The organism is Micromonospora sp. NPDC049359, assembly GCF_044466585.1.
In the GTDB taxonomy this organism is placed as follows: Bacteria; Actinomycetota; Actinomycetes; order Mycobacteriales; family Micromonosporaceae; genus Micromonospora.
Genome location: NZ_JBITMW010000001.1, coordinates 1,295,808 through 1,308,274 on the forward strand (window position 1 = coordinate 1,295,808; position 12,467 = coordinate 1,308,274).

A 12,467-nucleotide genomic window follows, 5' to 3' on the forward strand; every position below is an offset into this window, starting at 1 on the left:
GGCAGCGATGGCGAAACGGGTTCAGACGATCCTGCAGATGTCCCAGTCGGACTGCGCCGCGGCCTGTCTGGCGATGGTCGGCAGCGCTCTCGGCCGCAGCGCCTCGACCGGCTTCTGGCAGCGCGCTCTCGGTAGCGGCCGGGACGGTACGTCCGTCGCCCGGATCTTAGCGACGGCCACCGCCCATGGACTGACCGCGCGGGCGTACGCCGTGCAGGATCTGCGCGCCGCGGTCACCTCGACCGCGATGCCGGCGGTCCTGCACGTGGACGGCAACCACTTCGTGGTGCTCACCCGTGTGCGGGGTGGCCAGGTCGAGATGGTCGATCCGGGGCAGGGCCGGCAACGCTGCGATGCGGAGGCCCTTGCGCGGCGGATGTCCGGGCCGCTGATCGTCTTCGGCGTTGCCGGTGACGGGCGGCAGCATTCGTCGCCGGACGTCGCGTCGCGGTTGTCCCTGCGGGGAGTGATCACGCGGAGTTCTCGCGGGTTGCGCGGTCAGTTGATCGCCGCCACGGCGATCATGGTCGCCGCCACTCTCGGCCCGGCGTTGCTCACCCGCGAGGCGGTCAACGCCGCCGTGGCCCGCGAGGGGCACCTGTCGCCCTGGCTGGTCGGCGTCGCGGCGGCCGGCTGTCTGGGCCTGCAGTTCCTGGGCACTCTGCTGCAGTCGGGACTGGTCCTGCGCCTACGGGCCCGGATCGACGCGCGGTTGATGACCGCCTTCGTCCACCACCTCCTCGGCAAGGACCTGGAATTCCTCGAGCAGCGTGCGGCGGGGGACATCCTCTCCCGGATCTCCGCCAACGCCGCCCTCCGGGATTCCCTGACCCTGCTGCTTCTCGCCGCCGGCCTGCACCTGCCCCTGACCCTGATCTATCTGGCCGCCCTGGTGGCCGTCTCGCCGGCCCTGTCGGTGATCGCGCTGCTGGGCGCCGCGTTGCAGATGGGCGCCGCAGTCGCCTTCGGTCGGCGGGTGGAGGCTGCCCAGCGGGAGGCACTCCGCGCCGATGCCGAGCTTCAGATCAACTCGGTCGACGCGGTGAACAACTACGCGGTGATCAAGGCAATGCGGCTGGAAGCCGGGGTGACCGGACGCTGGCTGCGGACCTTCGCGGCGTCGGCCGCCCGGGGCCTCAAGCGCGACTCCGAACTGCAGACCCTGCAAGCCTTCACCGGCCTCGTGCAGTTCGCCGTCCCCATCACCATCGTGCTAACCGGCGTCTGGCTGGCGGCCGACGGCACCGTACGGCTCGGCTCCGTCCTGGCCATGCTGACCGTCGCGGGCATGTTCCTGGCTACCCTCGGGCGCCTGGTGACCGGGGCGCAGGGCATCTTCCTGGTCCGCGGCCAGCTGGAGCGGCTGGAGGACATCATCGACGGCGCAGCGCCGGCGCCGGTCGCGCATGCCGGCGATACGGCTACCGGCCAGGACACCGCTGACGTCACCGGCGCCGACCGGCAGCCGGCCCGAGCGGCGATCCGGCTGGAGCGGGTCAGCTATCGCTATCACCAGGACGGCGCCGATGTGGTCGACGACGTGTCACTGGAGGTGCGCCCCGGCGAACTGCTCGGCATCGGTGGGGCCACCGGTGGGGGCAAGACCACCCTCATCCACCTTCTCCTCGGCCTGTACCAGCCGCGATCGGGCACCGTGACCCGGGTGCGCGTCGACGCAGGCGGCCGGCGGACGCCCGGCGAATTGTCCTATGCCTACGTACCGCAGGACCCGGAGTTGTTCTCTGGCACTATCCGCGACAACGTGCTGGCGTGGCGCGCTGGCGTGCCCGACCGGGCGGTATGGGAGGCGCTGGAGCTCGCCGCTGTCGAGGAGGACGTCGCGGCGATGCCGCTGCGGCTCGACACTCCGATCGGCAGCCGAGGCATGCACCTCTCCGGCGGGCAGCGGCAACGCCTCGCCCTGGCCCGCGCCTTCCTGGCCCGGCCGGACCTGCTGGTGGCCGACGAGCCCACCAGCCACCTGGACCCGGGCACCGAGCAGACCGTGCTCACCGCGCTGCAGATGATGCCCGGTACCCGGATCGTGGTCGCCCATTCGGCGCCGGTCCTCGGCGCCTGCGATCGGGCGCTGCGGATGACCGCGGGTGATCTCACCCCGCTCACGGTCGTCCCGGGTGGCCCGCGGTCCCTCACCGACGTCAGCGCCGTCAACTGATCAGACTGGAGGTAACGCCATGACGAGCGAGCCGCGCACCAGCACCGACGGCCCGGTCTTCATCCTGTGCTTCGCCCGGTCAGGGTCGACCCTGTTGCGGGTTCTGCTGGACGCCCATCCGGAGCTGGCGAGCCCACCCGAGACGAGCGTGGCCCGGGTGTGCGAGACCACCGAACGAGCCTGGCGGCAGGTCTGCCTCTCCGGTGGTCGAGGTCCGCTGCCGACCGAGGTGATCGACGAGATCCGCACGGCGGTGGACCGGCCGATGCGCGCGTACGCCCGGGCCCGCGACAAGCGCCTCTGGTGCGACAAGTCGCTCGATAACCTCTGGCTGGCACCGCTGCTCTCCGACGTCTTTCCGCAGGCCCGCTTCGTCGCCCTGCACCGGCACTGCCTCGACTTCGTGATGTCCGGCCTGGACGCGAGCCGCTGGGGCTTCGCCGCGTACGGTTTCGAGAAGTACGTCCAGAAGTCCCCCGGCAACACCGTGCACGCGCTCGTGCGGTACTGGTGCGATCACACCGAGGCGCTGCTGAGCTACGAGCGACGCAACCCGGACCGCACGGTGCGCGTCCGGTACGAGGACCTCGCCCGCGACCCGGACCGCGAGCTGCGCCGGCTGACCGGATTCCTGGGCGTCGAGGACGTCCCCGGCCTGTCCCGGTCGGCTTTCGCCGGACAGCACGACATCGGCGCCGGCGACCACAAGCTGCCGTTCACCGACCGGGTCTCCGCCGACAGCGTGGGTACGGGACGACGCGTACCGATCCACCTGATCCCGCCCGACCTCATGCAGCGGATGAACGAGTGCCTGCGACAGCTGGACCACCCGGAGGTCGGACCCGACTGGAATGCCCTGCCGTCCGAAGGGCCGGCGGGCGAAAGCCCGGGCCGGTCTGCCGTCACTGCGCTGGCCGACGTGCTGGGCGGCGACGATCCGGCCCCGCGGCTCTGCTCCCACGAGCAGGACCGCCTGCGGGACCACGTGCTGGTGACGATCGAGGACCGGCAGTCCTCCTGGCTGATCGACCCCGCGACCGGCGAGGCGTCGTTCTGCGACCGGCCGTGCCTGCCGCGGGCCCGCATCCTGACCGACTCGGCCACCCTGCGGGGCGTCGTCACCGGGGAGGCCAACATCGGTGGTGTGCTGCGCACGGGGGCGCTGCGTGCGGTCGGCGGCGTCTCCCGCGTGGCCGACGTCGTGGCCGGGTTGCGCGACCGGCACCAGGCCACCGGCCCACGGGCCCTGGCGGACACGGTCGGTGCGCGATGATCGGTCACCTCCTGGCGTGGTGCTTCCTGCTGCTGTTCTCCGCCTACACCGCGGCCGCGATCATCAGCTTCGTGCCGGCGGTGGACCGCCGGATGCGACAGGTCCGGATCGGGGTCGCAACGCTGCGGTCGATCCTGCCGTTCTGGGGGCTGTTCGCTCAGCGCTTCGGCATGTTCGACCTCGACCTGTCCTACCGGATGCACAGCAGATCGGCGGCGGCCACCTCGGCCGACGCGGACGAGCACCCCTGGACACCGCTGACGAGCAACCGCTGGCGCTGGTGGTCCGCGATGTGGCGGCCCAGCCAGCGCGCCGATCAGAGCGCGCAGATCCTGGCGTACCGGCTGATCAGCGGGGGTGCGGCCGACGGCCGCGACATGCGTGACGACCCCGCATACCGGCGGGTCATGGCGTCGGTACGCCGCTCAGCGCTGCAGACCGCCGACCCCACAACTGCGGACCGGGCCGAGTTCCGGCTGGTGCTGACCCGTGGGTACTGGACCACATCGCCGCCTCGCACGATCTTCGTGTCCGCCCGCGAACCCGTCCTCCCCGCAGCAAGCAGCCGATCGGAGATCCGTCATGACAGCTGAATGGTTCCCGAGCGGTCTTTTCGCCGACGACCTGTTCCCGCTGGCCGCCCGGGTGGCCGGCATCGCCCTGCTGGTGACCGGCGCCGAGCTGACCGCCGCGCTTCCCGGGCTGGCCCGCTGGCGGCGCCCGGACGCCGCCGCCGGCCCGCGGTGGGTGCTCGCGCACCGGATGATCGCCCTGCTGCCGGCCCTGCTCGGCGGCTGGTTCCTCGTCGACCCGCGAGCGTGCCTGTCCGGTGGAGGGCTGGCGGCCGTTCTGATCCTCGGTTACCTGATGGTCGCACTCCAACCGCTCGGTGACGGCGCGGACATCATGCTCATGATCGTGCTGGCCGGCCTCGGCGTGCTCTGGCTGGTGCCGTCGACCGCCCTGACCGACTGGGCGGCGTGGCTGGTCGCCCTGAACGTCTGCCTCGCCTACCTGTGGAGCGGCGTGGCGAAGCTCCGGGTGCCGGCGTGGCGGCACGGACGTCAGGTCGCTCTGGCGGTCAACTCGCCGCGGTTCGGCTCGGCGCAGATCGCCTGGCACATGCTCAACCGGCCCACGATCACGCGGCTCACCGCCTGGAGCGTGATCCTGATCGAGGTCTCCTGCCCGATCTTCCTCATTCTCGGTGGATGGCCGCTCATCGCCTGGATGGTCTGCGCGATCCTCATGCACGTGTCGGTCGCCATCATCATGGGCCTCGGACGGTTCCTGTGGTCGTTCGGCGCCGGCCTGTTCGCCATGGCCGGCGCACGCCTGCTGGTCTGATCACGTGGGACACCGGTGCTGCTGCACGATGTTGCTGAAATGGGCGTGAGCTGCTTGTCGGCTCACGCCCAGCAGATCCCCGATCTGCCGCCACTTGACGCCTCGGTAGCGGGCGTGCGCGACGGCGCATTCCACCATGGTGACCGAGCGCGTCTGCAGCGTCAGCACCTTGGTGATCAGCTCAACCGCATCGGACTCGGTATCTTGCTGGCTGACATCCGCGCACTGGTCGAGGATCGCCTCGGCCAATTGTTCCAGGTCCTGCGAAAGCTGAGCCAGCCGATCGATGGCGACTTCCGGCGCCTGCGGTGAGCCCGCGACCGAGCCGGCCTGAGCGCCTTCTTGCGTGAACTGCTGCCCTGGCGTGTGCGACTGCACGTCCTGTCGTCCCCCGCAACTCATGGAGACACCGGGCCTGATCATCATCTCACCCGGCATTGCGGCGCGGCGGTGGCCGGGCGGCACTGACTCGGCCGCTGAGCCGATCCCCCGTACCACTATCCCCCGTGGATAGTCGAACGTGATTGAAGTATCCCCCGGCCGGGTGACCAAACATGACAGTCTCATGACACTCGCCCGAAAACCTCCACAGTGGACCCGTGGTCAACAGGTCGCTCTCCAGGAGCGGAGCTTGTCGGGATTGAGTACGGCCCAGATGTGGTGGATGTGGTCGTCGCTGACGTCGAACGCCATCACCGACACCGGGACGCCGTACCGCCGAGCCACCAGACCGGGCTGGCCGTTGACCGTGCAGTCCTGAAGTGTCACGCCGGCCGCCGCCGTGGGCCGGTCGACGAAGAAGCGGGCTACCTGCTCGGCTCCCTCGATCGGGCGGAGCGCGGCGGTGACGTGCCCCCCGCCGTCGCCGGTCGCCGTGGCGTCGGACGCCAGCAGGCCGATGAGCGCGTCGATGTCCTTGGCCTCCCACGCGCGTTTGAAGGCCCGGACGAGATCGGCACGTCGTGCCGACGAGCCCGCATCGGGCCGCGGCACGTGAATGCGGCGGCGGGCCGACGTGGCGAGCTGACGGCAGGCTCCGGGGGTACGGCCGACGATCGCGGCCACCTCGGCGAAGGGGTAGCCGAAGACGTCGTGCAGGATGAACGCGACCCGCTCGGCAGGGGTCATCGCGTCGAGGACGACCAGGAAGGCCATGCTGACCGACTCGTCGAGGGTGACCCGGTCGGCGGGGTCGGCGTCGCCGCTTGACCGGCCGCTGATCCATTCGGCCCGGTCGGGGAGCGGCTCCGGGATCCATTCGCCCACGTAACGCTCGCGCCTGACCCGCGCCGAGCGGAGCAGGTCCAGGCAGATGCGGCTGGCAACTGTGGTCAGCCAGCCGCCGGGAGCGTCGATGCCCTCCTGCTGTCGGGGGGACATGGCGTACCAGCGGGCGTAGGTCTCCTGCACGACGTCCTCCGCGTCGCCCAGGGAGCCCAGCAGTCGGTACGCCAGGTTGGTCAGCTGACGGCGCTCGCTGATGATCGCGCTGAGGCTCGGATCGGGCCGGTCGTGCAGCCGCTCGGGTGGGTGGGCCATGGGTTCACCGACTCCTTCGAACGATCTGGCTCACCCCTTACGACGAACCGTCGCCGCGAATTGTGCGGTCGCAGGTCGCCTCACATCTTCTCGCGCTGTCTCGTCGTACCGGTCAGAACCGCAGAGGGAGGAGATCGACCGTGGAACCCGTGCATGTCGCGATCATCTACTACAGCTCCACCGGCACCATCCACACGCTGGCGCAGGCCGCCGCCGAGGGCGCCGAGAAGGCCGGCGCCACCGTGCGACTGCGCAAGGTGCTCGAAACCGCACCGGCGGCGGCGGTCAGCGCCAGGCCGGAGTGGGACCGGCACCTGCAGGAGACGGCGGACATCGCCGAGGCCAGCCACGACGATCTGGACTGGGCCGACGCGGTGCTCTTCGGCACCCCGACCCGCTTCGGCAACCCGGCCAGCCAGCTACGCGCATTCATCGACACGACGGGCCCGCTGTGGTTTCAGGGCAAGCTCGCCGACAAGGTGTACTCGGCGTTCACCTCATCCAACACGGCGCACGGCGGCCAGGAGTCCACTCTCCTGGCGCTGGCGAACACCTTCTGCCACTGGGGCGGCATCATCGTGCCCCCCGGCTACACCGACCCCGTCCAGTTCCAGGCCGGCAACCCCTACGGCACCTCCCACGTGGTCGGCGACGGCCCGCCCGGCGAGGTGGTCCTCCAGGCGGCCCGCCATCAGGCCCGACGGGTCGTCGACATCACCGCCCGCCTCAAGGCGGGCGCTGCCGCCTGATCACTCGCGACGACGTACCGGACCTGGTCGTGATAGCGCGCCGTCGGGACCGGTGCGGGGTTGGAACCGGTGGCGTACGGCGAGCGTCTGCGGGGCTCTCCGGGCCTTGCACGACCGGGACGTTCCCGTGGGGCGAGCCGTTCGAGCCCGGGGCCTTTCGGGCTCTTGCCGGAGCCCTGGAGCAGAACGCCGCAGCTCGTCTGAACGGGATGTTCAGAAGGAATCAAGAACTGGCCCGTAGGTTCGTGGCAAATTTCTGCCGGCTATTTCTTGTTGGAGATGACGTGAAGAAGCGCAAAGCTCTCGCGGCTACGTTCGCTACCACCGCGGCCGTCGTGGTCTCGGTGACGGTCGCCCCGACGGCCGCACAGGCGGTGTACAGGTGCGCCGAGAAGTATGTGGAGGTCTGCTTCTACGAGAACTTTGGCTGGACGGGTTCGACCATGGCGTTCCGGACCGTCGATGCCGGTGCCAGCTTCGCCGATTTCCGCTGGTACCAGTACACCAACGGAAAAAACCTGAACGATTCAGCGTCCTCCGTGTGGAACGGCAGTAATCACACGATCGGTGTCTTCGAGCACGGCTTCGCCGCCGGCAGTGGCGGCGGCAGGATCACGTTCGTTCCCGCGCACAGTGGAGTGGATTTCAGGGGTGGCGGAGACGAGATCCCGAACGACTCCGCATCAGCGTTCATCGTGTTCTACGACTGAGCGGAAGCCGGTCTCCGTGGTCCGGACGCCTCGGGTGGTGACGCCAAAGGGCGGCGGTATGTCGTACCGGCCCCGATGGGCCGCCGAAGGTGGTATCAATTCCCAACAGGTGAAGAATCCGGGCAAGGTCGGGCGGCGGGATGTCGACAGGCGCAGCAACGCTGCTTCGCAAGCCGGAGCAGCCGCAGCGGCCGAGCCTCCTGGAGCTCTTCTTCGACCTGGTGTTCGTCTTCGCGCTCAACCGGGTCTCCCATCGGCTCGTCGAGGACCTGACCGAGGGGCGAATGGTCCTCGCCGAGGTCGGCGAGACGTTCCTGTTGCTGATGGCCTTCATGTCGCTCTGGTTCGTCACGGCGTGGGTCACCGATCTCTACAACTCCGAGCGGCCGCAGGTCCAGTTCGTGGTCTACACGGCCATGCTCGGCGCCCTGATGATGGCGGTCGCGGTGCCGGAGGCGTTCGGTGCCGGGGGTCTGGTCTTCGCCGGCTCGTACGTGGCGGTGCACATCGTCCGTGGCCTCGTCATCGTGCCGGCGTTGCGCGGTCTGAAGGCGCAGAGTCGAGCGGCGGGGGTGCTCCTGTGGTTCTCGATGTCCGCCGTCCCGTGGATCGTCGGAGCGCTGCTGCCGGGTGCGGCGCGGACGGTGCTGTGGGCGCTCGCCCTCGCCATCGACGGTACGGCGCTGCTGCTCTTCTACCCCGCGCCGTGGAACATCTCCAGCCGACCGGGCTGGCCGGTGTCGGCGGAGTACATCTCCGAGCGGTACCGACAGTTCTTCATCATCGCGCTCGGTGAGCTGATCCTGACCACCGGATCGGCCTACAGCGACACGTCGTTCCAGGAGGGCGGCGCCGCTGCGGCGTTCGCCGTCTCGTTCGCCACGACCGTGCTGTTGTTCCGGGTGTACCTCTTCAAGGCGGGCCAGTTGCTGCCCGGGGCGCTCACGGCCGCCCGTGACCCGGCGCACCTCATCCGGGAGGCGTTCATCGCCCACATGCTCATGGTCGTCGGCACCGTCGCGATCGCCGTCGGCTACGAAATCGTGATCACCCATCCGTTCGGGCCCACCGGTGCCTCCTGGATCATCGCCATCCTCGGCGGACCGGTGCTGTTCCTGGCTGGACGCATGCTGGTCGAGCACGCGGTGTTCGCGCGGGTGTCCCGCTCCCGGCTGATCGGCGCCCTCCTGCTGGTCGCCGTCGCGCCCGCGATGATCCTCGTGCCGCCGCTGGCCGTGGCCGGCACCGCCGTCGCCGTCCTGGCCGGCATCGCCATCTCGGACGCGATGCGCGCGATGGGTAAACCCCCCGAGCAGCCCTCTCCACCCGACGTCGGAGGTTGACGGGACGATTTCCCGACTATGCTCCAATCTATGGCTTTTTGTCCGTTCGGCCGGGCAGGCTGATGGCCAGGCGGTGGCGCTTCCGGCGGCGGACACGACCGGGGGATGAGGCTGCGCTACAGGACAGCGCTCTCCGGGACCCCAGCCGGACCGTGTTCTTCAGCGACGGCGTCTTCGCCATCTCCATCACGCTCCTGGTGCTGGAGATCCACCCGCCCGAGGACACCTCCAACCTCGGTCGGGGTCTGGTCGAGCTGTGGCCCTCGTTCCTGGCGTACGTGCTGAGCTTCTTCCTGATCGCGTCGATCTGGACCAACCACCATGTCATGTTCGACCAGGTCGTCGCCGCTGATCGAGGGGTGCTCCTGCTCAACACCGTGCTGCTGATGACCGTTGCGTTCCTGCCGTTCGCGGCCTCCGTACTCGCGGCGGCCTTTCGCAACGGGTCGGGTGAGCCGCTCGCCGTGTTGTTCTTCGGCGGCTCCTTCGGCCTGGGCGCGATCTTCTTCAACGCCCTCTGGTGGTACGCGATGCGCGCGCCGAGGCTGTTGAATCCGCGGGTCAGCGCGCACGCGGGCAGGCTCGTGGGGAGACGCTTCCTGGCGGGACCGGTGCTGACTCTCCTCGGTGCGGCGGTCGGTACGGTCGCCCCCGCCGCCGGGCTGGTCATCTACGCCCTGATGATCCCCGTCTTCTGGCTGCCCCTGCCCGCGCTCGAACCGGTTCCGCTCGACGACGAGGATCGCTGACCGCGCCGCTGGGCATGACGGCGCTGACCGGGCAACTGCTCGGACCCGCGTGGCGGTCGTCAGCGGACTCCAGGCCGACGACCGCCACGCGGCTGTTCACGGGCTGGTGCAGGTTGGCGACGGGTTGGTCGGCGTACCGGTGGCGAGGAAGCCGAACGTGGCCGTGCCGCCGGGGGCGAGCGAGCCGTTGTAGGTGGCGTTGCGGACGGTCACTGTCGAGCTGCTGGTGCTCAGCGTGCCGTTCCAGACCTGGCTGATGCTCTGCCCGTTGCCCAGCGTCCAGCGGACGGTCCACCCGTTGACGGCGGTCGTGCCCGCGGTCACCGTGACCTCACCCTGGAAGCCGCCCGACCACGAGTTGACCGTGTGGTAGGCCGCGGTGCAGGCAGCGTCGGAGGGTGGCGGCGTGGTGGGTGGTGGCGTGGTGGGTGGTGGCGTCGTCGGAGGCGGCGTGGTGGGCGGCGGTGTGGTGGGCGTACCCGTGGTGGGTGGTGGTGTCGGTTCACCCGGCGGCACCAGGGGGCAGGTGGCGCTGTACCGCGACACGCCCCGGCTGTCCGCCAGCGGGCAGAGGAACTGGGTGTAGCGGGTGTCGTTGTCGAGGAACGTCTTCAGCCAGGGGATCAGGAGCCGCATCTCGGTCGGGTTCGACCTGGTGAAGGAGAGATGGTCGTTGCCGGCCAGCTCGGCCCAGGCGTGTTCGACGCTCGCCGGCAGGCTGTTGTAGATGCCCTGGACGTACGAGGGCGTGACCGTCCCGTCGTTCTGGCCGGAGATGAGCATGGTCGGCACCTGCGTGCTGGACATGTTCAGGTTGTTGCCGGGGGTGCCGGGCGCGAGACCGACCGCCGTCTTCAGGGTGGGCCGCCGCAGCGAGGCGAGCAGGGTGCCCGCGCCGCCCGCCGAGTGGCCCATGACGCCCAGCCGGTTCGGGTCGACCCGGTTGCGGACCGGGCTCGTCCGGGTGAGGTAGTCCAGCGCGGCGAGCAGTTGGGTGGCCCGCGCGTCGGCGCCGTCGGTACGGCTGTTGGTCTCGATGCCGATCACCACGAATCCGAAGGACGCCAGCCAGGGGCCCATCCAGGCCTCCTCGTTGGCGAACAGCGCGGAGTAACCGGGAACGATCGCGACCGCGCCCCAGGTGCCCAGGCTGGTGTCGGTGGGGTAGTAGACGTACCCGCCGTTGAAGCCGTTTCCGGCCGGCACGGTCGCCTGCGTCGTGGCGAACGGACCTCGGGTGGCGGCCACGCTGGCCAGGGTGGGGTCCGGGCCTCGCTGGTACGGGCTGTCCGCGACCGCCGCGTCCCGGGTCGTCGTGGCGAGCGCCAGGCCGAGGACCACCGCGAGCCCGGCCGTCAGCCATCGTGTCGGCTGCTTCATCGACGGCTCCACTGCTGGTTGGTCTGGCCCGTGCACGTCCAGAGGACGAGCTTGGTGCCGTTGGCGGTGCCCTGGTTGTAGGGGTCCAGGCAGAGGCCGGACTGCACGCCGGTGATGGTGCCGTTGGCGTTGACGTTCCACTGCTGGTTCGTTCCGCCGTGGCAGTCGTAGATGGTGACCAGGGTGCCCGGCGAGGTGCCGTAGCCGGCGGCGTCGAGGCACTTGTTGCCGTACACCGTCAGGGTTTTGGTGGACGTGTAGGTCCACTGCTGGTTGGTGCGGCCGTGGCAGTCCCACAGCTGCACCTGGGTGCCGTTGGTGGTGGAGGAGCCGGGGACGTCGACGCACCGGCCGGACAGCGTACCCACGAGGGTGGTGGTGGTGGTCGGGTCGCCGCCGCTGCTCGGGTTGCCGATGCTGCCGGGGACCGACTGCAACGCGCTGTACCAGCGGGCGGCCATCTTGTCGTATCCGCCGGAGGTGGGGTGGATGCCGTCGATCAGGTCGGCGGTGGTGAGGGCGCTGTGCATGTCGACCAGGTGTACGCGCTTACCGGCGTTGACCTTGCTCTGCACGATGCCGGGGATGGCCGCGTTGAAGGTCCGGGCGGCGTTCTCCTGGTTGCTGTTGGAGAGCGGGATGAGTTGGGCGACGAAGACCTCGGCGGTGGGCGCGGTGGTGGTGATCTTGTCGATCAGCGTGGAGAGCCGGTTCGGCGCGGTGCTCACGTTGTAGTTCTGCAGGATGTCGTTGGTGCCGATGTGCAGCAGGACGGTCGCCGGCCGCTGGGTGTTGAGCCAGTTGACGATGTTCGCGTCGATCTGGTCGATCCGCCAGCCGGGATGCCCCTGGTGGTCGTGGTCGCCCAGGCTGGCTGGCCCGTTGAACTGCGATCCGACGAAGTCCACCGTGTACCGGCCGGCGGCGAGCCGCTGCCAGAGCCCGATGCGGTATCCGCCGGGCACCTGCGTGCCCTCGGTGATGGAGTCACCGAGCGGCATCACGCGTACCCCACCGTTGGACTCTGCGCTGGCGGGACTGGTGGGTGCCACCACCCCGGCGATCACGACACCGAGCGCGGCGAGTGTCGCGAGCCATCGTGCCCTCGTTCGCATGGATCTCCCCTTGGTTGGTAGAGCTGGCCGAGGGCGTTGGCCGATCGGTAGGGCCGCCCGGGGCAGTCGACATCCGAGAGGGGGCC

12 protein-coding genes are annotated in these 12,467 nt (G+C 69.8%); 8 read left to right on the plus strand and 4 right to left on the minus strand.

The window, feature by feature from the left end; all coding sequences use genetic code 11:
• The first annotated feature begins 7 nt into the window (after positions 1 to 7).
• From ACIBTX_RS06090 to ACIBTX_RS06105, 4 genes are read left to right on the plus strand one after another with little or no spacing between them, the layout of a single operon-like run.
• Positions 8 to 2,176: an ATP-binding cassette domain-containing protein gene (locus ACIBTX_RS06090; RefSeq protein ID WP_357131702.1), complete on the plus strand. Its 2,169-nt coding sequence runs from the start codon at positions 8 to 10 to the stop codon at positions 2,174 to 2,176.
• Positions 2,177 to 2,195: 19 nt separating this feature from the next.
• Entirely contained in the window at positions 2,196 to 3,449 is a 1,254-nt protein-coding gene (locus tag ACIBTX_RS06095; RefSeq protein WP_357171807.1) for a sulfotransferase, read from the plus strand.
• Positions 3,446 to 4,042, plus strand: a complete 597-nt coding sequence (locus tag ACIBTX_RS06100; RefSeq protein WP_396832108.1) for a hypothetical protein — start codon at positions 3,446 to 3,448, stop codon at positions 4,040 to 4,042. The genes ACIBTX_RS06095 and ACIBTX_RS06100 overlap by 4 nt, the downstream gene beginning before the upstream one ends.
• A complete protein-coding gene (locus tag ACIBTX_RS06105) occupies positions 4,032 to 4,796 on the plus strand; it encodes a hypothetical protein (protein ID WP_357131711.1) in 765 nt (254 codons plus the stop codon). Before ACIBTX_RS06100 ends, ACIBTX_RS06105 begins: the two co-directional genes overlap by 11 nt.
• On the opposite strand, the gene ACIBTX_RS06110 is transcribed toward ACIBTX_RS06105, so the two are convergent.
• Positions 4,797 to 5,174, minus strand: a complete 378-nt coding sequence (locus ACIBTX_RS06110) for a hypothetical protein (protein ID WP_357131714.1) — start codon at positions 5,172 to 5,174, stop codon at positions 4,797 to 4,799.
• A 225-nt stretch (positions 5,175 to 5,399) separates the two neighbouring features.
• Entirely contained in the window at positions 5,400 to 6,335 is a 936-nt protein-coding gene (gene sigJ, locus ACIBTX_RS06115) for an RNA polymerase sigma factor SigJ (protein ID WP_357131717.1), read from the minus strand.
• Between the two features lie 140 nt (positions 6,336 to 6,475).
• Between sigJ and wrbA the strand changes: the two genes are divergently transcribed.
• From wrbA to ACIBTX_RS06135, 4 genes are all read left to right on the plus strand, one after another.
• Positions 6,476 to 7,084 carry an NAD(P)H:quinone oxidoreductase gene (gene wrbA / locus ACIBTX_RS06120; protein ID WP_357131720.1) on the plus strand — a complete coding sequence of 203 codons (609 nt, stop codon included), beginning with the start codon at positions 6,476 to 6,478 and terminating at the stop codon, positions 7,082 to 7,084.
• A gap of 284 nt (positions 7,085 to 7,368) precedes the next feature.
• Positions 7,369 to 7,794 carry a peptidase inhibitor family I36 protein gene (locus tag ACIBTX_RS06125; protein ID WP_357131723.1) on the plus strand — a complete coding sequence of 142 codons (426 nt, stop codon included), beginning with the start codon at positions 7,369 to 7,371 and terminating at the stop codon, positions 7,792 to 7,794.
• Between the two features lie 140 nt (positions 7,795 to 7,934).
• Entirely contained in the window at positions 7,935 to 9,137 is a 1,203-nt protein-coding gene (locus tag ACIBTX_RS06130; protein ID WP_357131726.1) for a low temperature requirement protein A, read from the plus strand.
• Positions 9,138 to 9,289: 152 nt separating this feature from the next.
• Complete coding sequence (locus ACIBTX_RS06135) at positions 9,290 to 9,886, plus strand: TMEM175 family protein (protein WP_357171810.1); 597 nt, start codon at positions 9,290 to 9,292, stop codon at positions 9,884 to 9,886.
• A gap of 96 nt (positions 9,887 to 9,982) precedes the next feature.
• Here the strand turns inward: ACIBTX_RS06135 and ACIBTX_RS06140 are convergent, their stop codons facing one another.
• Together ACIBTX_RS06140 and ACIBTX_RS06145 are read right to left on the minus strand one after the other, a co-directional pair.
• Positions 9,983 to 11,266, minus strand: a complete 1,284-nt coding sequence (locus ACIBTX_RS06140) for a cellulose binding domain-containing protein (RefSeq protein ID WP_357171811.1) — start codon at positions 11,264 to 11,266, stop codon at positions 9,983 to 9,985.
• Complete coding sequence (locus tag ACIBTX_RS06145) at positions 11,263 to 12,381, minus strand: ricin-type beta-trefoil lectin domain protein (RefSeq protein ID WP_357171812.1); 1,119 nt, start codon at positions 12,379 to 12,381, stop codon at positions 11,263 to 11,265. The genes ACIBTX_RS06140 and ACIBTX_RS06145 overlap by 4 nt, the downstream gene beginning before the upstream one ends.
• Positions 12,382 to 12,467: the final 86 nt, after the last annotated feature.

Excerpts from the sequence above, each read along its gene's own strand:
- ACIBTX_RS06090 (WP_357131702.1), top strand. The coding sequence starts at position 8 with ATGGCGAAACGGGTTCAGACGATCCTGCAGATGTCCCAGTCGGACTGC.
- sigJ (WP_357131717.1), bottom strand. The coding sequence starts at position 6,335 with ATGGCCCACCCACCCGAGCGGCTGCACGACCGGCCCGATCCGAGCCTC.
- ACIBTX_RS06105 (WP_357131711.1), top strand. The coding sequence starts at position 4,032 with ATGACAGCTGAATGGTTCCCGAGCGGTCTTTTCGCCGACGACCTGTTC.
- ACIBTX_RS06100 (WP_396832108.1), top strand. The coding sequence starts at position 3,446 with ATGATCGGTCACCTCCTGGCGTGGTGCTTCCTGCTGCTGTTCTCCGCC.
- ACIBTX_RS06130 (WP_357131726.1), top strand. The coding sequence starts at position 7,935 with ATGTCGACAGGCGCAGCAACGCTGCTTCGCAAGCCGGAGCAGCCGCAG.
- ACIBTX_RS06140 (WP_357171811.1), bottom strand. The coding sequence starts at position 11,266 with ATGAAGCAGCCGACACGATGGCTGACGGCCGGGCTCGCGGTGGTCCTC.
- ACIBTX_RS06095 (WP_357171807.1), top strand. The coding sequence starts at position 2,196 with ATGACGAGCGAGCCGCGCACCAGCACCGACGGCCCGGTCTTCATCCTG.
- ACIBTX_RS06145 (WP_357171812.1), bottom strand. The coding sequence starts at position 12,381 with ATGCGAACGAGGGCACGATGGCTCGCGACACTCGCCGCGCTCGGTGTC.